The organism is Streptomyces sp. NBC_01334 (assembly GCF_035983595.1).
In the GTDB taxonomy this organism is placed as follows: Bacteria; Actinomycetota; Actinomycetes; order Streptomycetales; family Streptomycetaceae; genus Streptomyces; species Streptomyces coriariae.
In genome coordinates this window covers 2,783,511-2,809,576 of the sequence record NZ_CP130718.1, presented here as the reverse complement: position 1 = coordinate 2,809,576, position 26,066 = coordinate 2,783,511, and the positions used below count along the sequence as shown (strand labels likewise).

General features: G+C 71.5%; 23 protein-coding genes. 13 read left to right on the top strand and 10 right to left on the bottom strand.

Annotated features, from left to right (window positions below):
* Positions 1–25: 25 nt before the first annotated feature.
* From OG736_RS12785 to OG736_RS12770, 4 genes are all read left to right on the top strand, one after another.
* A complete protein-coding gene (locus tag OG736_RS12785) occupies positions 26–970 on the top strand; it encodes an RluA family pseudouridine synthase (protein ID WP_020129920.1) in 945 nt (314 codons plus the stop codon).
* Complete coding sequence (locus tag OG736_RS12780; protein WP_327182539.1) at positions 967–1,440, top strand: GNAT family N-acetyltransferase; 474 nt, start codon at positions 967–969, stop codon at positions 1,438–1,440. The genes OG736_RS12785 and OG736_RS12780 overlap by 4 nt, the downstream gene beginning before the upstream one ends.
* A gap of 66 nt (positions 1,441–1,506) precedes the next feature.
* On the top strand, positions 1,507–3,093 hold the full coding sequence (locus tag OG736_RS12775; RefSeq protein WP_327182538.1) for a Na+/H+ antiporter: 1,587 nt from the start codon (positions 1,507–1,509) through the stop codon (positions 3,091–3,093).
* A gap of 100 nt (positions 3,094–3,193) precedes the next feature.
* Positions 3,194–3,934 carry an SDR family NAD(P)-dependent oxidoreductase gene (locus OG736_RS12770; protein ID WP_327182537.1) on the top strand — a complete coding sequence of 247 codons (741 nt, stop codon included), beginning with the start codon at positions 3,194–3,196 and terminating at the stop codon, positions 3,932–3,934.
* A gap of 3 nt (positions 3,935–3,937) precedes the next feature.
* Here the strand turns inward: OG736_RS12770 and OG736_RS12765 are convergent, their stop codons facing one another.
* Positions 3,938–5,050 (bottom strand): mechanosensitive ion channel family protein, encoded by a 1,113-nt coding sequence (locus tag OG736_RS12765; RefSeq protein ID WP_054242880.1) that lies wholly within the window; start codon positions 5,048–5,050, stop codon positions 3,938–3,940.
* A 98-nt stretch (positions 5,051–5,148) separates the two neighbouring features.
* On the opposite strand from OG736_RS12765, the gene OG736_RS12760 reads away from it, so the two are divergent.
* Positions 5,149–5,718: a dienelactone hydrolase family protein gene (locus OG736_RS12760; RefSeq protein ID WP_327182536.1), complete on the top strand. Its 570-nt coding sequence runs from the start codon at positions 5,149–5,151 to the stop codon at positions 5,716–5,718.
* 30 nt (positions 5,719–5,748) lie between these two features.
* Here the strand turns inward: OG736_RS12760 and OG736_RS12755 are convergent, their stop codons facing one another.
* From OG736_RS12755 to OG736_RS12740, 4 genes are all read right to left on the bottom strand, one after another.
* Positions 5,749–7,428 carry an alkaline phosphatase D family protein gene (locus tag OG736_RS12755; RefSeq protein ID WP_327182535.1) on the bottom strand — a complete coding sequence of 560 codons (1,680 nt, stop codon included), beginning with the start codon at positions 7,426–7,428 and terminating at the stop codon, positions 5,749–5,751.
* A 92-nt stretch (positions 7,429–7,520) separates the two neighbouring features.
* Positions 7,521–8,336 carry a DsbA family protein gene (locus OG736_RS12750; protein WP_327182534.1) on the bottom strand — a complete coding sequence of 272 codons (816 nt, stop codon included), beginning with the start codon at positions 8,334–8,336 and terminating at the stop codon, positions 7,521–7,523.
* Between the two features lie 109 nt (positions 8,337–8,445).
* Positions 8,446–9,138 (bottom strand): hypothetical protein, encoded by a 693-nt coding sequence (locus OG736_RS12745; protein ID WP_327182533.1) that lies wholly within the window; start codon positions 9,136–9,138, stop codon positions 8,446–8,448.
* Between the two features lie 68 nt (positions 9,139–9,206).
* A complete protein-coding gene (locus tag OG736_RS12740) occupies positions 9,207–10,532 on the bottom strand; it encodes a DUF2252 domain-containing protein (RefSeq protein WP_327182532.1) in 1,326 nt (441 codons plus the stop codon).
* A 215-nt stretch (positions 10,533–10,747) separates the two neighbouring features.
* Between OG736_RS12740 and dnaE the strand changes: the two genes are divergently transcribed.
* A complete protein-coding gene (gene dnaE / locus OG736_RS12735; RefSeq protein WP_327182531.1) occupies positions 10,748–14,287 on the top strand; it encodes a DNA polymerase III subunit alpha in 3,540 nt (1,179 codons plus the stop codon).
* A gap of 140 nt (positions 14,288–14,427) precedes the next feature.
* Here dnaE and OG736_RS12730 read toward each other — a convergent pair whose 3' ends face one another.
* Positions 14,428–14,592: a hypothetical protein gene (locus tag OG736_RS12730; protein ID WP_020129908.1), complete on the bottom strand. Its 165-nt coding sequence runs from the start codon at positions 14,590–14,592 to the stop codon at positions 14,428–14,430.
* 223 nt (positions 14,593–14,815) lie between these two features.
* On the opposite strand from OG736_RS12730, the gene OG736_RS12725 reads away from it, so the two are divergent.
* The 4 genes from OG736_RS12725 to OG736_RS12710 all read left to right on the top strand — a co-directional run bounded on the left by OG736_RS12725 (position 14,816) and on the right by OG736_RS12710 (position 18,764).
* Positions 14,816–16,039: an NYN domain-containing protein gene (locus tag OG736_RS12725; protein WP_327182530.1), complete on the top strand. Its 1,224-nt coding sequence runs from the start codon at positions 14,816–14,818 to the stop codon at positions 16,037–16,039.
* A gap of 107 nt (positions 16,040–16,146) precedes the next feature.
* Positions 16,147–17,121, top strand: coding sequence for an ABC transporter ATP-binding protein (locus tag OG736_RS12720; RefSeq protein ID WP_057599528.1), 975 nt, complete (start codon positions 16,147–16,149; stop codon positions 17,119–17,121).
* Between the two features lie 94 nt (positions 17,122–17,215).
* Positions 17,216–18,040: an ABC transporter permease gene (locus tag OG736_RS12715; protein WP_327182529.1), complete on the top strand. Its 825-nt coding sequence runs from the start codon at positions 17,216–17,218 to the stop codon at positions 18,038–18,040.
* A 34-nt stretch (positions 18,041–18,074) separates the two neighbouring features.
* Positions 18,075–18,764, top strand: coding sequence for a DUF2567 domain-containing protein (locus tag OG736_RS12710; protein ID WP_327182528.1), 690 nt, complete (start codon positions 18,075–18,077; stop codon positions 18,762–18,764).
* 88 nt (positions 18,765–18,852) lie between these two features.
* Here OG736_RS12710 and ybaK read toward each other — a convergent pair whose 3' ends face one another.
* From ybaK to OG736_RS12690, 4 genes are all read right to left on the bottom strand, one after another.
* Complete coding sequence (ybaK, locus tag OG736_RS12705; RefSeq protein ID WP_327182527.1) at positions 18,853–19,353, bottom strand: Cys-tRNA(Pro) deacylase; 501 nt, start codon at positions 19,351–19,353, stop codon at positions 18,853–18,855.
* An 8-nt stretch (positions 19,354–19,361) separates the two neighbouring features.
* Positions 19,362–20,102: an LON peptidase substrate-binding domain-containing protein gene (locus OG736_RS12700; protein WP_327182526.1), complete on the bottom strand. Its 741-nt coding sequence runs from the start codon at positions 20,100–20,102 to the stop codon at positions 19,362–19,364.
* Positions 20,103–20,113: 11 nt separating this feature from the next.
* Positions 20,114–21,160, bottom strand: coding sequence for a hypothetical protein (locus OG736_RS12695; protein WP_327182525.1), 1,047 nt, complete (start codon positions 21,158–21,160; stop codon positions 20,114–20,116).
* Positions 21,161–21,285: 125 nt separating this feature from the next.
* Positions 21,286–22,875: an oxidoreductase gene (locus OG736_RS12690; RefSeq protein ID WP_327187596.1), complete on the bottom strand. Its 1,590-nt coding sequence runs from the start codon at positions 22,873–22,875 to the stop codon at positions 21,286–21,288.
* 167 nt (positions 22,876–23,042) lie between these two features.
* On the opposite strand from OG736_RS12690, the gene hisD reads away from it, so the two are divergent.
* From hisD to hisB, 3 genes are read left to right on the top strand one after another with little or no spacing between them, the layout of a single operon-like run.
* On the top strand, positions 23,043–24,368 hold the full coding sequence (gene hisD, locus OG736_RS12685) for a histidinol dehydrogenase (RefSeq protein WP_327182524.1): 1,326 nt from the start codon (positions 23,043–23,045) through the stop codon (positions 24,366–24,368).
* Positions 24,365–25,474 (top strand): histidinol-phosphate transaminase, encoded by a 1,110-nt coding sequence (locus OG736_RS12680; protein WP_327182523.1) that lies wholly within the window; start codon positions 24,365–24,367, stop codon positions 25,472–25,474. Before hisD ends, OG736_RS12680 begins: the two co-directional genes overlap by 4 nt.
* Positions 25,471–26,064 carry an imidazoleglycerol-phosphate dehydratase HisB gene (hisB, locus tag OG736_RS12675; RefSeq protein WP_057599520.1) on the top strand — a complete coding sequence of 198 codons (594 nt, stop codon included), beginning with the start codon at positions 25,471–25,473 and terminating at the stop codon, positions 26,062–26,064. The genes OG736_RS12680 and hisB overlap by 4 nt, the downstream gene beginning before the upstream one ends.
* Positions 26,065–26,066: the final 2 nt, after the last annotated feature.

Below are 26,066 nucleotides of genomic sequence, written 5' to 3'. Positions count from 1 at the left end.
CGGAGCCGTCCGGCATACTCGACGGGTGAGCACGATTCCCGAGACCCGTACCCTGCCCGTGCCGGACGGCCTGGAGGGCGAGCGCGTAGACGCCGCCATCTCCCGCATGTTCGGCTTCTCCCGTACGAAGGCCGCCGAGCTGGCTGCGGCGGGGAAGGTCACGGTCGACGGCTCGGTGGTCGGCAAATCCGAGCGGGTGATCGGCGGGGCCTGGCTGGAGGTCGAGATGCCCCAGGCTCCGGCGCCGGTGCAGATCGTTGCCGAGCCGGTCGAGGGCATGGAGATCGTGCACGACGACGACGACGTGGTCGTGATCGTCAAGCCGGTCGGCGTGGCCGCGCACCCGTCGCCCGGCTGGAGCGGGACGACCGTCATCGGCGGGCTCGCCGCCGCCGGGTACCGCATCTCCACCTCCGGTGCCGCCGAGCGCCAGGGCATCGTGCACCGGCTGGACGTCGGCACCTCGGGGCTGATGGTGGTCGCCAAGTCGGAGCGGGCGTACACGTCGCTGAAGCGCCAGTTCAAGGAGCGCACGGTCGACAAGCGCTACCACACGCTCGTCCAGGGCCACCCCGACCCGACCAGCGGCACGATCGACGCGCCCATCGGCCGGCACCCGCACCACGACTACAAGTGGGCGGTCACGGCCGAGGGCAAGCCGTCCGTCACGCACTACGACCTGATCGAGGCCTTCCGCGCGGCCTCCCTGCTGGACGTGAAGCTGGAGACGGGCCGTACGCACCAGATCCGCGTCCACATGGCCGCCCACCGCCACCCCTGCGTCGGCGACCTGACGTACGGCGCCGACCCCACGCTGTCCAAGCGGCTGGGCCTGACCCGGCAGTGGCTGCACGCGGTGCGGCTGGGCTTCGAGCACCCCGGGGACGGGCAGTGGGCGGAGTTCGCCAGTGACTACCCCGAGGACCTGGCCAAGGCCCTGGAGCAGGTCCGCGAGGAGACCTACGGATGAGCGGCCCGCACGGGTACGCGGTGCGGGTCGCCGAGGACCCCGCCGACCGGGAGGCGTGCTTCGCGGTCCGCAAGGAGGTCTTCGTCGGCGAGCAGGGCGTGCCCGAGGACCTGGAGTACGACGCGCACGACGCGGGCGCCGTCCATGTGCTGGCGGTCCGGGAGGACGGGCTGCCGCTCGGCACCGGGCGGCTGCTGTACGGCGAGGCGGTCGCCGACCGGACCGGCGGCGACCTGTCGGTGGGCTCGCTGGGGCGGCTCGCCGTGACCCGCGAGGCGCGCGGGCTGGGCGTCGGGGTGGCGCTGGTGCGGGCCATCGAGGAGGCGGCACGCGCGCGGGGGCTCGCCGCCGTGGACCTGCACGCACAGACCCAGGCGCTGGGGTTCTACGAGCGGCTGGGGTACGCGGCGTACGGGCCGGAGGACATGGAGGCGGGGATTCCGCACCGGTCCATGCGGCGTCCTCTGTAGCGGACGGTGGTCGTGCGACGCTGGAGGTCTGGATGTTCTTGATCGTCTAGACCCGGAGCGCTGACCGTGGACCAGCTGGCCCTGTTGTTCGTCCTGTTGCTCGGGGCCGTGGTGAGCGTCCCTGTCGGGGACCGGTTCGGGTTGCCGGCGCCGGTGCTCATGACTCTGCTCGGGATCGTCCTCGCGGTGCTCGACTTCGTGCCCAACGTGGAGATCCCGCCGGACCTGATCCTGCCCCTCCTGCTTCCGCCCCTCCTGTACGCGGCGGTGCGGCGGACCTCGTGGCGGCAGTTCGCGGCGAACGTGCGGCCGATCTTCCTGCTGGCCGTGGCGCTGGTGTTCGTCACGACGGTGTGTGTGGCGGCCGTGGCCCACACGATCGTGCCGGGGCTGCCGATCGCCGCGGCCGTGGCGCTGGGCGCGCTGGTCGCGCCGCCCGACCCGGTGGCCGCCACCGCGGTGGCCGGACAGCTCGGGCTGCCCCGCCGGCTGGTGTCCATCCTGGAGGGCGAGGGGCTGTTCAACGACGTGACGGCCATCGTGCTCTACCACGTCGCGATCGCCGCGGCCGTGAGCGGGTCGTTCTCGCCGTGGCAGGCCGGTCTCGACCTGGTGCTGTCCGCGGTGGTGGCGGTGGCGGTGGGCGTCGCGCTCGGCTGGGGCGCGAACAGGCTCCTGGACGTCCTCGGGGACACGACGTTGCAGATCGGGCTGACGCTCCTGGTGCCGTACGCCTCGTACGTGCTGGCGGAGGAGTTCCACGGGTCCGGGGTGCTGGCCGTCCTGACCACGGCCATGTTCCTCGCCGAGTACGCCACCGACCCCGACGACGTGCTGACCCGGCTGGCCGGCCACACCTTCTGGGACATCATCGACACCCTCGTCACGGGCGTCGCGTTCGGGCTGATCGGCCTGGAGCTGCACAACGCGATCCGGACGGCGTCCGGGCGCTGGGGGGAGATGCTGGGCTGGGCCGGGGTGATCGTGGTCGTCGTGGTCGTCGTACGGCTGCTGTGGCTGCTGCCGGCGACCTGGCTGACGCAACGGCTGCACGCCCGACAGGACCACCTCGAGGACATTCCGACGAACTGGCGGGAGACCCTCGTCATGTGGTGGGCCGGGATGCGCGGGGTGGCCTCGGTGGCGCTGGCGCTGGCCGTGCCGCTGAAGACCGACGACGGGGGGCCCTTCCCCGACCGGGACGAGATCATCTTCATCGCGTTCGGCGTGATCATGGCGACGCTGGTCCTTCAGGGCCTGACCCTGCCGTGGCTGGTGAAGCGCCTCGACGTGCAGTCGGACACCGACCGCGAGAAGGAGTTCGAGAAGGAGCTCGCGGTGCGGGCCGCGAAGGCGGCGAAGCGGCGGCTGCGGGAGATCGAGGCCGAGGAGGACCTGCCGGAGGAGCTGTCCGAGCAGATGCTGCGGCGGGCCTTCGACATCGGGTTGCGGATCAGCCCCGACGTCGGGGAGGACGAACGGCGGGAGGGCCACGACCAGCGGGTGCGAAGGCTGAAGCGGGTGCGGCGGATCCAGGGGGAGATGCTGAGCGCGGCCCGGCACGAGGTGGTCGCGGCGCGCAGCGAGCCGGGCGCCGATCCGGAGATCGTGGACCGGGTGCTGCGGCATCTGGACGTGCGCAGCCTCAGGTGAGGCGACCGGGCAGGCCGGTCCGCCGTTAGTGGCTGCCCGGTTCATGGCAGTCGCGTAAACCGCCATGACCCCTGTCGGTGCTGCTCGTTACGCTCGGACCATGGCACGCAATGTGGTGATCAGTGGAGGCGGAACAGGGATCGGGCTCGCCGCGGCGCAGGTCTTCGCCGCGGACGGGGATCGGGTGCTGCTGCTCGGGCGGCGGGCGGAAGTGCTGGAGAAGGCCGGGGTGGCCGGGGCGCTCACCTACGCCGCGGATCTGAGTGAGCCGGAGCAGGTGCGGGGGGTCGCCCGGTTCGTGGAGGCGGAGTTCGGCACCGTCGACGTGCTGGTGCACAGCGCCGGGGGCGCCGGGCACCTGGAGCCACCGAGCGACAGCGCGGATCCGCTGGACCGTGTCGCGCACGACTGGACCGTCAACTTCCGCAGCAACACCCTCAGCGCCGCCCTGCTCACCGAGGCGCTGAAGGACCGGCTCGCCTCGCCGGGCGGACGGGTGCTGTTCGTCAGCTCGATCGCCGCCTACCGGGGGTCCGGCAGCGGGGCCTACGGCGGCGCCAAGGCCGCGCTGCACCCGTACGCCCGTGACCTCGCCCGGGAGTTGGGGCCGCGGGGCATCACCGCGAACCTCGTCGCCCCGGGATACGTCGAGGACACCGGGTTCTTCGGGGACGCCATCGACCCCGCGCGGCGCGAGCGGCTCGTCGGCGAGACCTTCACCGGGCGCGCCGGGACGCCCGGGGACATCGCCGCCACCTTGCACTGGCTGGCCTCCCCGGGCGCCGGTCACGTCACTTCGCAGGTCGTCCAGGTCAACGGGGGTGCGGAGCGGGGGAACTGACGCTCAGCGGCCCGTCCGCGGCGGCTCGTGGACGCGCCGGGCCGCACCGTCGGGGGAGTGGGACTGGCCGGGCAGGCGGCCCGGGGGCAGCGCCGCGTCCGCCGTGTTGACCCTCGGGAGCGCGTACGGGTGCTCCTTGGACAGCCAGCGGATCATCTCCTCGCGGACCCTGACCCGCACCGTCCAGATGTCGTCGGCGTCCTTCGCCGTGACCAGGGCCCGCACCTGCATGGTGTTGGGCGTGGTGTCGGTGACGTCGAGCCCGCAGGCACGGCCGTCCCAGGCCGGGCACTCGCGCAGGATGTCCCGCAGCTTCTCGCGCATCGCCTCCACCGGCGCCGCGTGGTCGACGTGCCAGTAGACGATGCCGGTCATCTGCGGGGTGCCGCGCGACCAGTTCTCGAAGGGCTTCGAGGTGAAGTACGAGACCGGCATCGTGATCCGGCGCTCGTCCCAGGTCCGCACGGTCAGGAAGGTCAGGGTGATCTCCTCGACCGTGCCCCACTCGCCGTCCACCACGACCGTGTCGCCGATGCGCACCATGTCGCCGAAGGCGATCTGGAAGCCGGCGAACATGTTGCTCAGGGTCGACTGGGCGGCCACACCGGCGACGATGCCGAGGATCCCGGCCGAGGCCAGCAGGGAGGCGCCCGCCGCGCGCATGGCGGGGAACGTCAGCAGCATCGAGGCCGCCGCGACCACCCCGACGACGGCCGCCACCACCCGCATGATCAGCGACACCTGGGTCCGCACCCGCCGGACCCGGGCCGCATCGCGGTGCACGCGCGCGTAGCGGGTGTACGACGTCTCGACGATCGCCGCCGCGATCCTGATCACCAGCCAGGCCGCCGAGCCGATCAGCACCAGGGTGAGGAACTGGCCGATACCGGTCCGATGGTCCTCCAGCAACTGCGCGGCGTCGTACGACCCTCTCAGCAGCGCCGCGCACAGCACGAGCTGATAGGGGATGCGGCCACGGCGCAGCAGACCCCACAGCGGGGTCTCGGGGTGCCGCAGGTCGGCCTTGGACAGCAGGCGGTCGGTGGCCCAGCCGATGAGGACTGTCAGCACGACCGAGCCGCCGACCACGATCACGGGGCGGAGCAGGTTCTCCATGCCTTCGAACGTAACCGGGTCGGAGGGGTCCTGAACATGTGGTTTCTGTGAGGAGGCGCACGCACGGCGTTGTCGGTGCAGGCTGGCACCATGGGCACATGAACATCATGCTCTTTCACTCGACCTATGGTCCGCGGCCCGCGGTACGCGCCGCGGCGGACCGGCTGCGCGCCGCAGGGCACGAGGTGTGGACGCCGGACCTCTTCGAGGGACGCACGTTCGACACGGTCGAGGAGGGCATGGCGTACAACGAGGAGATCGGCAAGGACGAGCTGCTGAAGAGAGCCGTCCTGGCCGCCGCGCCCTACTCGGAGCGCGGGCTGGTGTACGCCGGGTTCTCGCTCGGTGCGTCGATCGCCCAGACCCTCGCCCTCGGCGACGCCAGGGCGCGCGGCCTGCTCCTGCTGCACGGCACCTCGGACCTGGCGCCGAACGTCTCGGTGGACGGCCTCGCGGTGCAGCTGCATGTCGCGGAGCCGGACCAGTTCGAGACCGACGACTGGCTGAGCGCCTGGTATCTCCAGATGGGCAGAGCGGGCGCCGACGTGGAGGTCTACCGGTACGCGGGAGCCGGGCACCTGTACACCGACCCCGAGCTGCCCGACTACGACGAGGAGGCGGCCGAGGCCACCTGGCGGGTGGCGCTCGGCTTCCTCGACTCGCTCTAGAAGGATCCGGAGCTCCGGAAGGAACCAGACCTAGACCGGGTCGTAGGTCCGCTCCACCTTCTGCGTGCCGCTGCGTGTGCGGTACGAGCGGGACCAGGCGGAGGTCGCCGTGGTGGTGGTGCGGTCGGACAGGACGTAGTAGTCCATCTGCGCGCGCTCGGCGGTGATGTCCAGGACCCCGTAGCCGTGCCGGTCGGTGTCGACGAAGTGGACGTGCCGGTTGGCGGCCCGGATGACCGGGGAGGCGATCGCGGTGAGCGTGCCCTCCGGGACCTTCACGATGTCGTCGAGGTTGTCGGAGGTCACCGAGGTGACCACGAACTCCGTGGCGGCCGAGGCCGACAGCGGGTAGGTCCCGGCGTCCACCGGCACGTCGTTGGCCCACGCCATGTGGATGTCACCGGTCAGGAAGACGGTGTTGCGGATGGCGTGGGAGCGCAGGTGGGCCAGGAGTTCGCGGCGGTCGTCGGTGTAGCCGTCCCACTGGTCGGTGTTGAGGGCGATGCCCTCCTGGGGCAGGCCGAGCAGCTTGGCGAGCGGCTTGAACAGGTCCGCGGAGAGCGAGCCGATGGCGAACGGCGAGATCATCACCGAGTTGCCGACCAGCCGCCAGGTGGTGTCGGACGCCTTCAGCCCGGCCTTCAGCCAGTCGAGCTGGGCGCGGCCGGTGAGCGTGCGGTCCGGGTCGTCGACGGTGCCGTTGCCGACGGCGACCTGCTGCGAGCGGAAGGACCGCAGGTCCAGCAGGGACAGATCGGCCAGCTTGCCGAAGCGCAGCCGGCGGTAGGTCGTGCCGGCGATGGCCGGCCGGACCGGCATCCACTCGAAGTAGGCCTGCTTGGCGGCCGCCTGCCGGGACGACCAGGCGCCCTCGGCGCCCTCGGTGTGGTTCTCGGCGCCCCCCGACCAGGTGTCGTTGGCGAACTCGTGGTCGTCCCAGATCGCGACGACCGGCGCCTTCGCGTGCAGGGCCTGGAGGTCCGGGTCGGTCTTGTACTTGCCGTGCCGGGTGCGGTAGTCGGCGAGGGTGAGGATCTCGTGGGTGGGGGCCGTCTGCCGTACGACGGTCCCGCGCGTGCCGTACTCGCCGGTGCCGTACTCGTAGATGTAGTCGCCGAGGTGCAGCCAGGCGTCCAGGTCGCCGCGGGCCGCGAGGTGACGGTACGAGGAGAAGTAGCCGGCCTCCCAGTTGGCGCAGGAGACCACGCCGAAACGCAGGCCCGGCACGGCCGCGTCCGCCGCCGGCGCGGTGCGGGTGCGCGCCACCGGGGAGTCGGTGCCGCCGGCCGAGAAGCGGAACCAGTAGTCGGTGGCGGGCGCGAGACCGCGGATGTCGGCCTTGACGGTGTGGTCGCTCGCGGCGGAGGCGGTGGTGGAGCCCTTGGCGACCACGTTCGTCAGTGCCTTGTCGGTGGCGACGACCCAGCTCACCTCCGTGGCCGGACCGAGTCCGGAGCCGGGTATCGCCTCGGCGGTGGGCGTCACCCGGGTCCACAGCAGGACGCCGTCGGGCAGCGGGTCGCCGGACGCGAGGCCGTGCAGGAAGACGGGGGCCTCGGCGGCACGGGCCGGCAGCGCGGCGGCGAGCGGGCCGGCCAGCACGGCGGTGGCGGCCACGGCCTTCAGTGCCGTACGGCGGCGCGGCGAAAGCGAGTTGGGGCGCTCTGACGAGGTGTCGGCGCTCTCGGAGGATCTGTATCGACTGGTCACGGACGATCAGATTACTGACCAGTACGACAAAAGAGCGGGCGAACTCCCAAAAGTTCGCCCGCTCTTCCTCGGAGAGTCGGATCAGCTGCCGGTCAGCCCTTGAGCGCCGCGTCGATCGCCGTGGTGAAGTCGGCGACCGTCATCGGGGCGTTGCCCTGCCCGTCGGAGCCGGTCAGCGTCTTGCCGTCCATCTTCAGGGTCGGGGTGCCCGAGACGCCGCTCTTGTCGAACGTCTTGGACATCTCCAGCGCCCACCGGTCGTAGGTGCCGTTCTTCACGGCGCTCTGGAACTTGGCGTTGCCCTTCAGCGCCGAGACCGTGTCCGCCACCTTGATCAGGTAGGAGTCGTCCTTGAACTTGTCCTCGGTCTCCTCGGGGTGGTACTTGGCCGAGTACATCGCGGTCTTGTACTCGAGGAACGCCTCGGGGCTGACGTTGAGCGCGGCGCCCAGGGCGCTGAGCGCGTTCTTGGAGCCCTCGCCGGTCAGGCTGCGGTCGAGGAAGGTCGCGCCGACGTACTCGATCTTGAACTTGCCGGCGTCGTAGTCGCTCTTCACCGTCGCGCCGACGGTCTGCTCGAACTGGGCGCAGACGGGGCAGCGCGGGTCCTCGTACATCACGAGCGTCTTCTTGGCGCTCGCCTTGCCCATGACGACCGTCGTGCCGTTCTTGCCGCTGGTGTTGGCCGGCTTGACCAGCTTGGCCTTCGCCGCGTCCTCCCAGTAGCCGGGCTTGTTCGCCTGGACGACGGCGTAACCTATGCCGCCGGCCGCGGCGAGCACGCCGACGACCGAGAGGGCGACGATGATCTGCCGCCTGACCTTGGCCCGCTTGGCCTCGCGCTCACGCTCGATGCGCAGCCGCTCCCGGGCCGCCGTCTTCGCCGCCGCGCTGTTCCGCTTGCTCATGGTGTTCTCCAAAGGGACGCGCACATGTCGTACGCGGAAGTTCGTGTGGGGACTGAGGGACTGGAGTGGTGCTCGGGGTGCCTGGGCCTGCGCAGACGTGCGGGCCTGTTCAGACCGCGGCGGGCGAGCACGGCGGTCCACGCCGTCCCAAGGAGTGCACGAGAATCCGCTCGCGGACGGTGGTCGACCGGCGGGTGGGCCGCGGCAGGCGGCGGGCCGCCGGGGCGCGTCGTACGGCCACGGCGGCGACGGCCAGCAGCAGCGGCCGGAAGGTCGTCGCGGTCGCGGCCCGCAGCAGCTGGGCCAGCGCCCGCTCGCCCCGGCGCAGCCAGGCGGCCGCGATCAGGCCGACGCAGACGTGCGCGCCGAGCAGCAGCCACGCGGCGGCCGGGTCGGGGTGGGCGAGGAGCCCGCCCAGCTGGTCCGTGTCGGTGCCGGTGACCTGGGCCAGCGGGGTGCCGACGGGTGTGCCGTCGCCGCACAGCACGTCCCAGCCGACCGAGGCCAGCGGGCCGGCGACCGGGCCGCCCGCACGGCCGTAGCAGACGTGCTGGCCGGTGGTGAAGACGGTGTCGGCCGCCAGCTCCAGCGGGATCAGCAGGGCGGCGATCCGCCCGAAGCCGCACTCGCGGCCGGCGAGGACGTACGCGAGGGCGAACACGGCGGCCGCGACGGCGGCCACCGTGTTGAGCGGCAGCGGGGCCCGGGACAGCAGCACGTGCGACGCGGTGCTGAGCGTCACGACGCATGCCGTGAACAGCGCCGCGCGTACGGCTCTGAGGCGGGTCCCGGATATGTCCATAGCGGAGGAGAGTGTGTCACGTGCTCCTGTAGGAGACCCCTAAAGGGTCCCTGTGAGAAGGCCGACCGTTAGAGACCTGGAATCCGGCCGTTGCGGAACAGGTCGACGAAGATCTGGTGGTCGGTACGCGCGCGTGCGCCGTAGGTGTGCGCGAAGTCGACCAGGAGCGGCGCGAAGCCGTCCTCGTCGGCCGCGATCGCCGCGTCGATGGCCCGCTCGGTGGAGAAGGGCACCAGGGACTCGCCGGAGGTGTCGTCCGCCGCCGCGTGCATCGTGGCCGTGGCCCGGCCCAGGTCGGCGACGACGCCCGCGATCTCCTCCGGGTCGTCGATGTCGCCCCAGTCCAGGTCGACCGCGTACGGCGAGACCTCGGCGACCAGCTGCCCCGCGCCGCCCAGCTCGGTCCAGCCCAGCCACGGGTCGGCGTGCTGCTGGAGGGCGCGCTGGGAGATCACCGTGCGGTGGCCCTCGTGCTGGAAGTAGTCGCGGATCGCCGGGTCGGTGATGTGCCGGGAGACGGCCGGCGTCTGGGCCTGCTTGATGTAGATCACCACGTCGTTCTCCAGGGCGTCGCTGTGGCCCTCGAGGAGGATGTTGTACGACGGCAGACCGGCCGAGCCGATACCGATGCCCCGGCGGCCGACGACGTCCTTCACGCGGTAGGAGTCCGGGCGGGCCAGGGAGGTCTCCGGAAGGGTCTCCAGATAGCCGTCGAAGGCCGCGAGCACCTTGTAGCGGGTGGCGGCGTCCAGCTCGATGGAGCCGCCGCCCGGTGCGAAGCGGCGCTCGAAGTCACGGATCTCCGTCATCGAGTCCAGCAGCCCGAAGCGGGTCAGGGAGCGCGCGTCACGCAGCGCGTCGAGCAGCGGGCCCTGCGCGGTGTCCAGGGTGAAGGGCGGCACCTCGTCGCTCTTGGCGCCGGTGGCCAGCGCGTGGATCCGCTCCCGGTACGCGCCCGCGTACACCTCCACCAGCTCGCTGATCTGCTCGTCGCCGAGCGCCTTCGCGTACCCGATGAGGGCGATGGAGGCGGACAGGCGCTTCAGGTCCCAGGTGAAGGGGCCGACGTACGCCTCGTCGAAGTCGTTGACGTTGAAGATCAGCCGGCCTGTCGCGTCCATGTACGTGCCGAAGTTCTCCGCGTGCAGGTCGCCGTGGATCCACACGCGCGAGGTGCGCTCGTCCAGGAACGGGCCGCCCCGCTTCTCGGCGTCGAGATCGTGGTAGAAGAGGCCCGCGGTACCCCGGTAGAACGCGAACGCCGAGGCCGCCATCTTCCGGAACTTCACCCGGAACGCGGCCGGGTCGGCGGCCAGGAGCTCGCCGAACGCGGTGTCGAAGACGGCGAGGATCTCCTCGCCGCGGTGCTCGTCGTTGAGCTGCGGAACCGACATCGCTGGGTGCCTCCTGGTGCATGACATGTACGACAGCGTTTCTGTCGCATCCAACGGGCGGGGCCGGACGAAAGTGCCCGCGGCCTCACCCGTGAAGGTACGTGGGGAACGAGCCCGGGTGTCAGTCGCGAGGCATAGACTTCGACGCTGTCCCCCGATCCGTCCGTAACCGGTGGGACACCCGTCGCCGTTTGTTTCCCTTGGAGGCCGCAGCCGTGTCAAAGCCGCCGTTCACGCACCTGCACGTCCACACCCAGTACTCGCTGCTGGACGGTGCCGCGCGGCTCAAGGACATGTTCGACGCGTGCAACGAGATGGGCATGACCCACATCGCCATGTCCGACCACGGCAACCTGCACGGGGCGTACGACTTCTTCCACACCGCGAAGAAGGCCGGAGTCACCCCGATCATCGGGATCGAGGCGTATGTCGCCCCCGAGTCGCGGCGCAACAAGCGCAAGATCCAGTGGGGCCAGCCGCACCAGAAGCGCGACGACGTCTCCGGTTCCGGTGGCTACACCCACAAGACGATCTGGGCGGCCAACGCGACGGGCCTGCACAACCTCTTCAAGCTCTCCTCCGACGCGTACGCCGAGGGCTGGCTACAGAAGTGGCCCCGGATGGACAAGGAGACGATCTCCCAGTGGTCCGAGGGGCTCATCGCCTCCACCGGCTGCCCCTCCGGCGAGCTCCAGACCCGGTTGCGCCTCGGCCAGAAGGAGGAGGCGCTGAAGGCGGCGGCCGACTACCAGGACATCTTCGGCAAGGACCGGTACTTCCTGGAGCTGATGGACCACGGCATCGAGATCGAGAGCCGGGTCCGCGACGGCCTCCTGGAGATCGGCAAGAAGCTCGGCATCCCGCCGCTGGTCACCAACGACTCGCACTACACGTACGCGCACGAGGCGACCGCGCACGACGCGCTGCTGTGCATCCAGACCGGCAAGAACCTCTCCGACCCGGACCGCTTCCGCTTCGACGGCACCGGCTACTACCTGAAGTCCACGGACGAGATGTACGCCATCGACTCCTCGGACGCCTGGCAGGAGGGCTGCGCCAACACCCTCCTGGTGGCCGAGCAGATCGACACCACCGGCATGTTCGAGGCGAAGAACCTCATGCCGAAGTTCGACATCCCCGACGGCTTCACCGAGGTCACCTGGTTCAAGGAGGAGGTCCGCCGGGGCATGGACCGCCGCTTCCCGGGCGGCGTCCCCGACGACCGGCAGAAGCAGGTCGAGTACGAGATGGACGTCATCATCCAGATGGGGTTCCCGGGCTACTTCCTCGTCGTCGCCGACTTCATCATGTGGGCGAAGAACCAGGGCATCGCGGTCGGTCCGGGGCGTGGCTCCGCGGCCGGCTCGATCGTCGCCTACGCGATGGGCATCACCGACCTCGACCCGATCCCGCACGGCCTGATCTTCGAGCGGTTCCTCAACCCCGAGCGCGTCTCCATGCCCGATGTCGACATCGACTTCGACGAGCGCAGGCGCGTCGAGGTGATCCGGTACGTGACCGAGAAGTACGGCGCCGACAAGGTCGCCATGATCGGCACCTACGGCAAGATCAAGGCGAAGAACGCCATCAAGGACTCCGCGCGCGTGCTGGGCTACCCGTACGCGATGGGCGACCGCCTCACCAAGGCCATGCCCGCCGACGTCCTGGGCAAGGGCATCGACCTCAACGGCATCACCGACCCCTCGCACCCGCGTTACAGCGAGGCGGGCGAGATCCGCGCGATGTACGAGAACGAGCCGGACGTCAAGAAGGTCATCGACACCGCCAAGGGCGTCGAGGGCCTGGTCCGGCAGATGGGTGTGCACGCGGCCGGCGTGATCATGTCCAGCGAGCCCATCGTCGACCACGCCCCCATCTGGGTGCGGCACACGGACGGCGTGACCATCACCCAGTGGGACTACCCGCAGTGCGAGTCGCTCGGCCTGCTGAAGATGGACTTCCTCGGCCTGCGCAACCTGACGATCATGGACGACGCCGTAAAGATGGTGAAGTCCAACAAGGGCGTCGACCTCGACCTGCTGGCCCTGCCGCTCGACGATCCGAAGACCTTCGAACTCCTCCAGCGCGGTGAGACCCTCGGCGTCTTCCAGTTCGACGGCGGCCCCATGCGCTCGCTGCTGCGCCTGATGAAGCCCGACAACTTCGAAGACATCTCCGCCGTCTCGGCGCTCTACCGTCCCGGCCCGATGGGCATGGACTCGCACACCAACTACGCGCTCCGCAAGAACAAGCTCCAGGAGATCACCCCGATCCACAAGGAGCTCGAGGAGCCGCTCGAAGAGGTCCTGGCGGTCACCTACGGCCTGATCGTCTACCAGGAGCAGGTGCAGAAGGCCGCCCAGATCATCGCCGGGTACTCGCTCGGCGAGGCCGACATCCTGCGCCGCGTGATGGGCAAGAAGAAGCCCGACGAGCTGGCGAAGAACTTCGTCCTCTTCCAGGAGGGCGCCAAGAAGAAGGGCTACAGCGACGAGGCGATCAAGGCCCTGTGGGACGTGCTGGTCCCCTTCGCCGGCTACGCCTTCAACAAGGCGCACTCCGCCGCGTACGGCCTGGTCTCGTACTGGACCGCCTACCTGAAGGCGAACCACCCCGCCGAGTACATGGCCGGACTGCTCACCTCGGTCAAGGACGACAAGGACAAGTCGGCCGTCTACCTCAACGAGTGCCGCCGCATGGGCATCAAGGTGCTCCCGCCGAACGTCAACGAGTCGGTCCACAACTTCGCCGCGCAGGGCGACGACGTGATCCTCTTCGGCCTCGAAGCCGTGCGCAACGTCGGCACCAACGTGGTGGAGTCGATCATCAGGAGCCGCAAGGCCAAGGGCAAGTACGGCTCCTTCCCCGACTACCTCGACAAGGTCGAGGCGGTCGCGTGCAACAAGCGCACCACGGAGTCGCTGATCAAGGCGGGCGCGTTCGACACCCTGGGGCACACCCGCAAGGGCCTCACCGCGCACTTCGAGCCGATGATCGACAACGTGGTCGCGGTCAAGCGCAAGGAGGCCGAGGGCCAGTTCGACCTCTTCGGCGGCATGGGCGAGGAGGAGACGAGCGAGCCCGGCTTCGGACTCGACGTCGAGTTCACGACCGACGAGTGGGAGAAGACGTATCTGCTCGCCCAGGAGCGGGAGATGCTCGGTCTGTACGTCTCCGACCACCCGCTCTTCGGCCTGGAGCACGTGCTGTCCGACAAGGCCGACGCGGGCATCGCCCAGCTCACCGGCGGTGAGCACGCGGACGGCGCGGTCGTCACCATCGGCGGCATCATCTCCGGTCTCCAGCGGAAGATGACCAAGCAGGGCAACGCCTGGGCGATCGCCACCGTCGAGGACCTCGCGGGCTCCATCGAGTGCATGTTCTTCCCGGCGACCTACCAGCTCGTCTCGACCCAACTCGTCGAGGACGCCGTCGTCTTCGTCAAGGGCCGCCTCGACAAGCGGGAGGACGTGCCGCGGCTCGTCGCCATGGAGCTCCAGGTCCCCGACCTGTCGAACGCGGGCACCAACGCCCCCGTGATCCTCACCATCCCGGCCACCCGGGTCACCCCGCCGATGATCAACCGCCTGGGGGAGATCCTCACGCACCACCGGGGTGACAGCGAGGTCCGGATCAGGCTCCAGGGCCCGACCAAGACGACCGTCCTGCGTCTGGACCGGCACCGGGTCAAGCCCGACCCCGCGCTGTTCGGTGATCTGAAGGTGCTGCTCGGCCCGGCCTGCCTGGCCGGCTGAGCGCGGCAGAAGACGGGAGACCGCGGGAGATCCACGGGACACCGCGGGAGACCGACGGGGGAAGAAACCTACGAGGGGCGCATCCGGTACCGGATGCGCCCCTCGGTGCGTGCGAGCCGCAACGGCCCGTCGCCCGGATGTCAGTTGTGGCCGAAGCGCTTCTGCCTGCCCTTGCGGGCGACATCGGCCGGCGTGACCTGCGCGATGCGCTGCTCGGCCTGCGACTCCATCGAGGACTGCTGGGCCGCCTGCTGACCACGCTCGGACTGCGGCTGTTTACGCTCCTGCTTCTTGTTCTTGGCCATGGTGATCTGCCTCCTGGGGGGATCTGGGGGCCATCGACGGGACCAGACTCACATAGGCTGACTTACAACGCATTTCGGATAATTACCGTCTGTAACAGGGGTTGTCGGAGCGCAAGCCCCCGAAACGCCACGCCGAAGATCGAGTTCCGGCCGTTAACCTCCGCGTGGTCGGGCAGACTCGAAGAAAGCCCGATGCAAACCTCCCGGAAAGAGGGTGAGTCGTGTGGACCGCTGCATCGTCCTGGTGGACGCCGGGTATCTGCTGGGGGCCGCCGCCAGCCTCCTCGCCGGAGAGCCCTCGCGATCGAGAATCACCGTCGACCACTCCGCCCTCGTCCAGGGCCTGCGCGAACAGGCCGAGTCCGAGACCGAACGACCGCTGCTGCGCATCTACTGGTTCGACGGCGCCCCGGACCGCGTCCCCCAGCCCGAACACCGCAGACTGCGTGTGATGCCGCGGGTGACCGTCCGGCTGGGCGCGCTCACCCGCAGCGACGGCCGCTGGGCCCAGAAGGGCGTCGACGCCGCCATGCACGCCGAGCTGACCGAGCTGGCCCGCAACCGCGCCTGCTCCGACGTGGTCCTCGTCACCGGCGACGGCGATCTGCTGCCCGGCATGATGGCCGCCAAGGAGCACGGCGTCGCCGTCCACCTGTGGGCCGTCCAGGCCGCCGACGGCGACTACAACCAGTCCGAGGACCTGGTCGCCGAGGCCGACGAACGGCGCGTCCTGGACCGCATCTGGATCACCAAGGCCGTACGCGCGAAGGAGGTCGGCGGCGCCTGCGCGTCGCCGCCCGCGCCCCGGCCCGAGATCGCCGCGATCCTCTCCGCGCCGCTGCCCGACTCCGGCCTCGCCCGGCCCTCCGAGCGCAACGCCGAGGAGGCCGAGCACGCCTCCGCGGCCGGCGCCTCCGAGAACGGCACCGAGGAGCGCGTTCCCGCGCCCAAGGGGGGCGTGCCGACCCCCAAGGACCTGGCCGCCCTGCGCGCACCCGGCGCCCAGGCCGCCCAGCACCCCACCACGGCGACCCTGCGCTGGTCCTCCGACAAGGGCTGGGTCGACCGTCCCGGGATCCCCGCCGAGCCCTCCGAGGTCGCCGCGATGCCGACGCTCGCGCAGCTCACCACGGCGGAGCAGCGGTGGGCCGACCGCGAGGAGGACATCACCACCGTCGGCGGCGACCCGTTCGAGGTGGGGCAGGTCTTCGCCCGCCGGTGGATGGCGCGCCTCGGCGAGCAGGGCCAGCTCCAGAAGCTGTCGGGCATGTACCCGCGGATCCCGCACCGCATCGACGGCGAGCTGCTGAGGTACGCGGCCCGCTTCGGGCTGCTCGCGCACAAGGACGACCAGATCGACGAACACGACCGGTACGCCATCCGGGCGGGATTCTGGCGCGAGATCGACGTACGGACGGCCGCCGAGCACGCTCCGGCCGCGGACTGAACCGGCCGCCCGGGACGCCCCGACGGCGAGCGACGGTCCGTGACCCCGTAGTCTCGTCCCTTGTGAGTACGCGCGCGGCACCGCCCATTCGGCACAGGGACGAGGTCGTGTGTGCCGTGCGCGGGCTGACCAAGACCTATCCGGCGGTCCGCGGCCGGCGCGGCACTCCCGCGACACCCGAGGTCCGGGCCACCGACGACGTACGGCTGGACATCCGGCGCGGTGAGATCTTCGGGCTGCTCGGCCCGAACGGCGCAGGGAAGACCACCCTCGTACGGCAGATGACCGGGCTGATGCGGCCCGACTCGGGCAGCGTGGAGATCCTCGGGCACGACATCGTGCGCCACCCCGAGCGGGCCGCGCGGATCCTCGCCTACCTCGGGCAGGAGTCCACCGCCCTCGACGACCTCACCGTCTCGCTGGCCGCCGAGACCACCGGACGGCTGCGCGGCCTCGACGTGCGCGCGGCCCGCCGGGAGCGGGACGCCGTCCTCGACGAGCTGGGTCTCACGCCGATCGCCGGACGGCCGCTGCGCAAGCTGTCCGGCGGACAGCGCCGGCTGGCCTGCTTCGCCGCCGTGCTGGTGGGGGAGCGCCCCCTGCTCGTGCTGGACGAACCGACCACCGGGATGGATCCGGTGGCACGGCGGGCGGTGTGGGCCTCCGTGGACCGGCGGCGGGCCGAGCGCGGGACGACCGTGCTGCTCGTCACCCACAACGTCATCGAGGCGGAGACCGTCCTCGACCGGGTCGCCGTCATCGACCAGGGCCGGGTCATCGCCTGCGACACCCCCACGGGGCTCAAGGAGCAGGTCGCCGACGAGGTGCGGGTCGAACTGGTGTGGCGCGAGCGGGCGCCGCTGGACGTGCCCGAGGTCGCCGCGCTGCGCGAGCGGGCCGTGGAGTCGGGCCGCCGCTGGACCCTGCGGCTGGCGCCCGACGAGGCCCGCGCGGTCGTCGCCACCGTCACCGGCGGAGCCGCCTTCGCGGCCCTTGACGACTTCACGCTGGCCACACCGAGCCTGGAGGACGTCTATCTGGCGCTGGGCGGGGCGGCACGGCAGGGGCTGGTGCGGGCTTGAGCGCGGCGAGAGCGTGGGGCGCCGAGGTGAGCGAGCGGGCCTCCAGGCCCGTATGGGACGGTAGGGGAACCGTAGGGAAGAGGAGCAACGTCACGTGAGTGTCGTACCCGCCGAGGTTCTGCCGGGAAGCGCCCGGCCCGTCACACAGACGGTGCCCCGTGCCGCCGCCGAGCTGGCCCCCCGCGCGCGGCTGTGGCCGTCGCTGGTGGCCGTGTACCGGGCACAGCTGTCCCGGGCCCGGGTGGCGCGCATCCCGCTGCTGTTCGTGGCGACCTTCCAGTCGGTCGGCATCCTGATCATGATGCGGGGGGTGGTGGACGGGGGCCGCGAGGCGGAGGCCGTGGTGGCGGGCTCCGCGGTCCTCGTCGTCGCGTTCGTCGCGCTGAACCTGCTCGCGCAGTACTTCGGACAGCTGCGGGCGAGCGGCGGGCTGGACCACTACGCGACCCTTCCGGTACCGCCCGCGGCCGTGGTGCTCGGGGCGGCGGGGGCGTACGCGTCCTTCACCGTGCCGGGGACCCTGGTGACCGCGGTCTTCGGCTGCGTGCTGTTCGGGCTGCCGCTCACCCATCTGTGGATCCTCGCTGCCGTGATCCCGCTGGCCGGCGCCGCGCTGTCCGGACTCGGCGCGGCCTTCGGGCTGCTCGCGCCGCGGCCGGAGCTGGCCACCGTGCTGGGGCAGCTCGGCATGTCCGCCGCGCTGCTGCTGGGTGTGCTGCCGCCGGACCGGATGCCGGAGGCGGTGCGCTTCGCCCGCGATCTGCTGCCGTCGACGTACGGGGTCGAGGCGTTCGCCCGGACCTTCCGGGCGAGTCCCGACTGGGCGTTCGTCCTCGCCGACCTCGCCGTGTGCGCCGGGGTCGGCGTCGTTTCGCTGGCCGTCGCCACCTGGGCGTACCGCCGAGCCGCCGTCCGGTGACGCGCGGCACAGGCGCGCCTGGCACGATGTCAGAGTGACCGCACCGCTGACTCCGCCTCCGCCGCCGCACGAACCCTCCTCGCACACGGCCTGGCCTCCGCCGCCCGGCGGGTACGCGGGGGTGGCCACCGCGCCCCATGACGTCGCGTACGGACAGGACGGGCCCGGCATGAAGACCGAACTGCGCGAAGCCGCCGTCATCACGGTGGCGGTCGCGCTCGCCGGAGCGCTGCTCGGGCTGCTGTGGGTGTGGCTGGCGCCCAAGGTGCCGCTCGTCGGTGACCTGGTGGACGACAACTGGGTCGTCTACTTCAAGGACACCGAGGGGGAGCAGGCGATCGGTGTGGACGGAACGTTCACGCTGCTGGCCCTGGCGTGCGGGGCCGTGAGCGCCGCGGCCGTGTTCCTGTGGCGGCGGCGCGGTGGAGTGCCGCTGGTGATCGCTCTCGCCGTCGGGGGGTTCCTCGGGTCGTTGCTGGCGTGGCGGCTGGGGATGTGGCTGGGGCCCGACTCCGACGTGATCGCGCATGCGCGGTCGGCGGGCAAGGGGGTCACGTTCTCGGCGCCGCTGAAGCTCGAGGCGAAGGGGGCGTTGCTGGCGTGGTCGTTCGCCGCGGCGCTGGTGCATCTGGGGCTCACGGCGTTGTTCGGGCCTCGGGATCCCGATCCGTATCAGGCGCAGGTGGGTCTGCCGAAGGACGGGTACGGGGCGCCGATGGGCTAGCGGGGCCTTCTCGCCCCGCCGCCCGCTGCGGCCCCAGACCCCCGCTTTCGGGCTGGACGGCCTCGTCCTCAAACGCCGGACGGGCTGTTCAGGCGCGGGCGATCTCGGACAGTACCGCCCCCGTGAGGCCGGCCAGGTCCGTCGGGGAGAGCTCTACCTCCAGGCCTCTGCGGCCCGCCGAGACGCAGATCGTGGGGTGGGTCGAGGCCGAGGTGTCCAGGACCGTGGGGAGCTTCTTGCGCTGGCCCAGGGGGGAGATGCCGCCCCGGACGTAGCCCGTGGTGCGTTCCGCGAGGGTCGGGTCGGCCATCGCCGCCCGTTTTCCGCCCACCGCCGACGCCAGGGCCTTCAGGTCCAGGGAGCCGGCCACCGGGACCACGGCCACCGTCAGCGCGCCGTCCACGTCCGCGACCAGGGTCTTGAAGACCCGGTCGGGGGAGACGCCCATCGCCTCGGCCGCCTCCTCGCCGTAGGACGGGTGGCTCGGGTCGTGGTCGTAGGCGTGGACCGTGAAGTCCACGCCCGCCGCCGTCAGGGCCACCGTCGCGGGCGTTCCTGCGGACTGCTGCTTCTTCGGCTTCTTCGCCATGCGGGCCTTCAGTTGAGACTGGTCGGGCCGCGCGTCAGGTCCGACGCGGGCAGCGAGGGCAGGCTGCGGATGATCGCCGTCTCCGCGCGCAGCAGTGTCAGCTCGTCCCGCAGACGGGAGGCCGTGTCGGGGGCCTGGAGCAGGCGCTGCTTGGTCGGGGTGTCCAGCATCATCGCGGCCGCCACCAGGTACGACACCACGGACGGGTCGTCCGGGAGATCCGCGCCGGTGGTCAGTGAGCGCTCGCGGGCGCCCGCCAGGCGCTTCTGGTACTGGCGGAAGGCGCGCAGCACGCCTTCCGCGAGAGCGCCCGCCTCGTCGCCCGGGTCCTCGGGGAGTTCCTGGAGCTCGGCGGTCAGGAACGGGCCCGACGCGTCCACCGACAGCAGCTTCACTCGGGTCGTGCCCGTCGCCAGCACCTCGAAGGTGCCGTCGGCGCGCTCGCGGATCGTCGCCGCGTCGGCCACGCAGCCGACGTCGTGGAACGCCTTGAGCGGGGCGTCGCCGAAGCCGGCCGCGGGGCCGCGCTCGGGCAGCGCGGTCTGGTCGGGCAGGCCGTGGGAGCTCGGGGCCACCTCATGGCCGTCGCGGATGGCCACGACGGCGAACCGGCGTGATTCGTCCTCGGGGGTCTTCAACAGGTCGCGCATCATGGCGCGATAGCGCTCCTCGAAGACGTTGAGCGGGAGCACGAGCCCCGGGAACAACGCCGAGTTCAGGGGGAAGAGCGGCAGACGGACGGTGGTCACGACGCTGAAGCCTAGTGGTCCCTGGAGTGGGCTCGTTCGCCGTGCCCGATACCTGGACGCCAGGGGGGCCGCTCGGACGGCCCCGAGCGCACTTCCTCGCGTACCGCCAGGAAGTGGCCGAGCGGGTCGTCCGACAGCCGGCCCCAGGGGAAGGACGTGGCGTAGGGGCCGACCAGACGCAGTTGCGTGAGGGCGTCGTCGTGGCGGTCCAGGCGGACCAGGACGTACGTCAGCACATTGCGGATCTCGGCCGGCCACGGGTCGACGGACGGGAAACGGGCGGAGAGCGCGATGGCGCGGTCGGCCGCCGCGTCCAGTCGCTCGCGCGGTACCTCGGGCCCGCAGCCGTCGGTCAGGTACGCGAAGGCGGCCCGCGTCGGCAGCGCCTGGACGAGGGAGCCGGCCGGCGCGTCCTGCGCGGCACGGTCGGCGAAGTCGAAGCACTCCCGGTGGGAGCCGTGCCACGACTCGGCGAGATAGCGCTTGGCGGCGACATGGCAGCCGTAGTGGTGCGGGGCGCGGCGGACCGCGGCCGACCACAGTTCGCCGAAGTACTTGTGTCCGGCGCGGGTGCCGCGCGCGTGGTCCAGGGCGATCCGCCACGGCACCGGGTCGCGGACGTCGCTCTGCGCGGCGGCCGTGATCAGCGGGCTCACCTCGCGCAGCAGCTCGGCGCGGGCCGGTGAGCGCCAGGCCCGGTGCACCGCGAGCTGGGCTGCGACGAGCAGCACGTCCGGGTCGCGCGGGGCGGCGGCGCACCACTCCTCGAACCACTCCGACCGGGAGTGCGCGAAGGACGCCAGCCGGGTGGCGTACCGGTCCCGGTACTCCCACTCGGCCCGTTCCCGGGTCTGGGCCATGAGCTGGGCGGCGGGCGCGTAGGCGCCCAGTCCGGCGGCGACCAGGGCGGGCCCGAGTCGGTCGTCGGGCACGTCGAGGAGCACCTCGTCGTCGGCGGGGAGCCCGGCGGCGCTGTGGGGGGCGGCGGCGTTCCGTGCCGTCCGGGATGCCCGGGAGGCGCGAATGAACGGGGGCAGCAGAGCCATGGTGTCGCCCATTGAAAAGCCGCGGGTTCAGATTGCGCCAGAGGGTTCCGGCACCTTCACGAAAGTTGTACACCGTACGGTCAAGGAGCGGTAAAAGGTGACTGTGGGCGACGGCACGTGAGCCCGCTGTCCACCGGTCATCCCCGGCGCAGCAGCCGCGTGGCCCCCGCCGCGACCGTCGTCGCCAGGATCCAGCCGAGCAGGATCAGCGCGGACGACAGCCACTGCCAGCCGCCGCGCAGCCGCCACTCGCCGACCTGCCCGAGGTCGATGACCGGCAGCAGCAGGTCGAGGGCGAAGAGGGCGGGATTCCAGGGCGGGTGCCCGTCCCGGTGGACGGGCGGATGCGCGGCGTGCGCGAAGGCCAGCGAGCTCGCCGCCCACAGCACCGCCATCCACACCGCCGCGCGGCCCGGCCGGTACCCGTAGGCGACCGTCCAGTCCTGGACGTAGCCCCAGAGCTTCGCGGCCGGGGGCAGGGTCTCGCGGCGCCGGCGCTGCTTGGCCAGCAGTACCTCGCGGGCGTCCTCGTCCTCGCCGCCGGCCCGCAGCACGCTGGCCAGCCGTTCGTACGGCTCCGGGGCGTACTCGGCGGTCGCCGCGGCCACCCAGCGCAGCCGCTCGGCCAGCGGGAACGGGCCCTGGGGCACCAGGTTCTCGTACGCGAAGCCACCCATGTGCACACTGCCGGGGCCCGGCCACGCGCTCGCCCGGTCCACCAGGTTGATCACCCGGGCGCCCGACAGCACCACCTTGCCGCGCGGCGGCCGCTCCCCGAGGAAGCGCAGCTCGGGCGTCTGCACCCGGCGCAGCGACAGCTCCTGGTCCTCCGTGAACACGAACCGGGCCCGCTCCAGGTCCACGGCGTCCCCGAACCGCCCGTCGTCCAGCCGCACCCCGCCCCGGCACTCGAAGCGCTGGATGCGGGTCCCGCGCGCGGGTGTCGTGCCGCTCAGCGCCTGGCCGCCGACACCGGCCGGGGTCAGGTAGAGCGAGCGTTCCACCGTCAGCTGGGGCGCGTTCAGCGCGAGCCGGGTGTAAGGGTTCGCCAGCCGCGCCCCGCGCAGGCTCAGCGACACGCCGATCTTGGCGCTGCGCAGGCTCAGCTCGCCGTGCGATTCGAGCAGCTCGGCCTGGAGGTCCTGGCCGACCGTCAGGCCGTCGGCGGCGATCGAGCGGCCGCTGCGGTCGCGGTAGACGATCGCCTGGTTGAGCAGCAGGTCGGTGCCGATGTGCGCGTCGGTGAGCCGCACGCCGTTGTGGAAGCGGCAGCGCGGGAGGTGCAGATCGCCCTCGGTGTGCACCCGGGCCGCCTCCAGCCGCGGCACCGAGCAGTCCACCATCCGCACGGTCGTGAACCGGGCCTCAGGCAGCAGCACCTCCCGCTCGAACCGGCAGCGCTTCATCTCCAGGTACGGCACCACCGTGCCGCCCGCGAGGTCCAGGGTGCCGCTGACCTGCACGCCCACCAGCTTCAGCGAGGCGACCCGGCCGGCCAGCGCGGGCGGCCCGTCCAGCAGCAGCCAGGCGACGATCCGCGCCCGCACGGTCCGCGACGCGCCCCACGGATGCCCGCCGTGCGGGTCGTCGACGACCGTGTCCCCGCTGCTCAGGTCGTACACGCTGCCGTTGCGGAAGGCCTGCCACATGCCGGCCTCGGCGGCGGTCAGGTCGTCCGGCAGATCGCCCGGACGGTCTCCCGCGCGGCTGTCCGCCCCCTCGGTCACGCTCGTCACCCACTTCGTCACTCACCGATTTCGCACAGCTGTTCATGCCCGGTGGGCGACCCCCGAACGCCACACCCGAAGCCGATCTTCCGGATTCCGGCCAGGTTCTGTATCAGCCATTGATACGCGCGAACGACGCCCGATCCCGGTCTGAGAGAATTGACGGCGTGATCTCCCGAATCGATCTGCGCGGCGACGCCCTCCCCGAGGGACCCGCCCTGCGCGACCTGCTGCCCCGAGCCGACTTCGACGTCTCGGCCGCCCTCGAGAAGGTGCGTCCGATCTGCGAGGCCGTGCATCATCGGGGCGACGCGGCGCTGATCGACTTCGCCGAGAAGTTCGACGGGGTGCGGCTGGAATCCGTACGCGTGCCGGCAGCGGCGATCGCCGACGCGCTCGAGCGGCTCGACCCGGCCGTCCGCGCGGCCCTGGAGGAGTCCATCCGCCGCGCCCGTCTCGTCCACCGCGAACAGCGCCGTACGACGCACACGACCCAGGTCGTGCCCGGTGGGTCGGTGACCGAGAAGTGGGTGCCGGTCGAGCGGGTCGGGCTGTACGCGCCCGGCGGCCGGTCGGTCTACCCGTCCTCCGTGGTCATGAACGTCGTGCCGGCGCAGGAAGCCGGCGTCGGATCCATCGCGCTCGCCTCCCCGGCCCAGTCCGAGTTCGGCGGCCTGCCGCACCCGACGATCCTCGCGGCCTGCGCCCTGCTCGGCGTCGACGAGGTGTACGCGGCCGGTGGCGCCACGGCCGTCGCGATGTTCGCGTACGGCACCGAGTCCTGCCCGCCCGCCAACATGGTCACCGGCCCCGGCAACATCTGGGTCGCCGCCGCCAAGCGCTACTTCGCCGGCAAGATCGGCATCGACGCGGAGGCCGGACCGACCGAGATCGCGGTCCTCGCCGACGAGAGCGCCGACCCGGTGCACGTCGCCGCCGACCTGATCAGCCAGGCCGAGCACGATCCGCTCGCGGCCGCCGTCCTGGTCACCGACTCCGTCGAGCTCGCGGACGCGGTCGCCAAGGAACTGGAGCCGCAGGTCGCGGCCACCAAGCACATCGAGGACCGGATCGTCCCGGCGCTCGCCGGCCGGCAGTCCGCGATCGTGCTGGTCGACGGCGTGGACGAGGGCCTGCGGGTGGTCGACGCGTACGGCGCCGAGCACCTGGAGATCCAGACGGCCGACGCGGCCGCCGTGGCCGACCGGGTGAAGAACGCGGGCGCGATCTTCGTCGGCCCCTGGGCGCCGGTGTCCCTGGGCGACTACGCGGCCGGGTCCAACCACGTACTGCCGACGGGCGGCTGCGCCTGCCACTCCTCCGGGCTGTCCGTGCAGTCCTTCCTGCGGGGCATCCACATCGTCGACTACTCGCGGGACGCGCTGGCCGAGGTCGCGCGGCACGTGGTGACGCTGGCGGAGGCGGAGGACCTGCCCGCGCACGGCGCGGCGATCAAGGCGCGGTTCGACTGGAAGGTACCGGCGAGCAAGTGAGCTTCGGAATCGACGATCTCCCCGTACGGGACGAGCTGCGCGGCAAGTCCCCCTACGGCGCGCCCCAGTTGGACGTCCCCGTACGGCTGAACACCAACGAGAACCCCTACCCGCTGCCCGAGGCGCTCGTCGAGCGGATCGCGGAGCGGGTGCGCGAGGCGGCCCGCAACCTCAACCGCTATCCGGACCGGGACGCCGTGGAGCTGCGCACGCGGCTCGCGCAGTACCTGACGGACACCTCCGGGCACGAGGTCGGCCCGGCGAACGTGTGGGCCGCCAACGGCTCCAACGAGGTCATCCAGCAGCTGCTCCAGACCTTCGGCGGACCGGGCCGCACCGCGATCGGCTTCGAGCCGTCGTACTCGATGCACGGGCTCATCGCGCGCGGCACGGGAACCGGCTGGATCTCGGGTCCCCGCAACGAGGACTTCACCATCGATCTGGCGGCCGCCGAGCAGGCCGTCGCCGAGCGCCGGCCCGACGTCGTCTTCATCACCACCCCCAACAACCCCACCGGCACCGCGGTCCCGGCCGAGACGGTCCTCGCGCTGTACGAGGCCGCGCAGCGCGCCAAGCCGTCGATGGTCGTCGTGGACGAGGCGTACATCGAGTTCAGCCACGGCGACTCACTGCTGCCGCTGCTCGAAGGTCGGCCGAATCTCGTCGTCTCGCGCACCATGTCGAAGGCCTTCGGCGCGGCCGGCCTGCGCCTCGGCTACCTCGCCGCGCACCCGGCGGTCGTGGACGCCGTCCAGCTCGTCCGGCTGCCGTACCACCTGTCGGCCGTCACCCAGGCGACCGCGCTGGCCGCCCTGGAGCACACCGACACGCTGCTGAAGTACGTCGAGCAGCTCAAGTCGGAGCGCGACCGGCTGGTCACCGAGCTGCTCGCGATCGGCTACGAGGTCACGGCGTCCGACGCCAACTTCGTGCAGTTCGGGCGGTTCGAAGACGCCCACACGGTCTGGCAGCAGATCCTCGACCGGGGCGTCCTGGTCCGGGACAACGGCGTGCCCGGCTGGCTGCGGGTCACCGCCGGTACCCCCGAAGAGAATGACGCGTTCCTCGACGCGGTCCGTGATGTGAAGAAGGAGCAGAGGCCATGAACCGCGTAGGACGCACAGAGCGCACGACGAAGGAGACGTCGGTCCTCGTCGAGATCAACCTCGACGGCACCGGCAAGGTCGATGTGTCGACCGGCGTCGGCTTCTACGACCACATGCTCGACCAGCTCGGCCGGCACGGTCTGTTCGACCTGACCGTGAAGACCGACGGCGACCTGCACATCGACTCCCACCACACCATCGAGGACACCGCCCTCGCGCTCGGCGCCGCCTTCAGGCAGGCCCTCGGCGACAAGGTGGGCATCTACCGGTTCGGCAACTGCACGGTCCCGCTGGACGAGTCCCTCGCCCAGGTCACCGTCGACCTCTCCGGCCGGCCCTACCTCGTGCACACCGAGCCCGAGAAGATGGCGCCGATGATCGGCGAGTACGACACCACGATGACCCGGCACATCCTGGAGTCCTTCGTCGCCCAGGCGCAGATCGCGCTGCACGTGCACGTGCCCTACGGGCGCAACGCGCACCACATCGTGGAGTGCCAGTTCAAGGCGCTGGCCCGGGCCCTGCGCTACGCCTCCGAGCGCGACCCGCGCGCGGCCGGCATCCTCCCCTCCACGAAGGGCGCCCTGTAGAA

Coding starts and splice junctions, on each gene's coding strand:
- hisB (WP_057599520.1), top strand. CDS start 25,471: ATGAACCGCGTAGGACGCACAGAGCGCACGACGAAGGAGACGTCGGTC.
- OG736_RS12730 (WP_020129908.1), bottom strand. CDS start 14,592: ATGGCCAAGAACAAGAAGCAGGAGCGTAAACAGCCGCAGTCCGAGCGT.
- OG736_RS12770 (WP_327182537.1), top strand. CDS start 3,194: ATGGCACGCAATGTGGTGATCAGTGGAGGCGGAACAGGGATCGGGCTC.
- OG736_RS12745 (WP_327182533.1), bottom strand. CDS start 9,138: ATGGACATATCCGGGACCCGCCTCAGAGCCGTACGCGCGGCGCTGTTC.
- ybaK (WP_327182527.1), bottom strand. CDS start 19,353: ATGGCGAAGAAGCCGAAGAAGCAGCAGTCCGCAGGAACGCCCGCGACG.
- OG736_RS12780 (WP_327182539.1), top strand. CDS start 967: ATGAGCGGCCCGCACGGGTACGCGGTGCGGGTCGCCGAGGACCCCGCC.
- OG736_RS12760 (WP_327182536.1), top strand. CDS start 5,149: ATGAACATCATGCTCTTTCACTCGACCTATGGTCCGCGGCCCGCGGTA.
- OG736_RS12695 (WP_327182525.1), bottom strand. CDS start 21,160: ATGGGCGACACCATGGCTCTGCTGCCCCCGTTCATTCGCGCCTCCCGG.
- OG736_RS12750 (WP_327182534.1), bottom strand. CDS start 8,336: ATGAGCAAGCGGAACAGCGCGGCGGCGAAGACGGCGGCCCGGGAGCGG.
- OG736_RS12765 (WP_054242880.1), bottom strand. CDS start 5,050: ATGGAGAACCTGCTCCGCCCCGTGATCGTGGTCGGCGGCTCGGTCGTG.
- OG736_RS12740 (WP_327182532.1), bottom strand. CDS start 10,532: ATGTCGGTTCCGCAGCTCAACGACGAGCACCGCGGCGAGGAGATCCTC.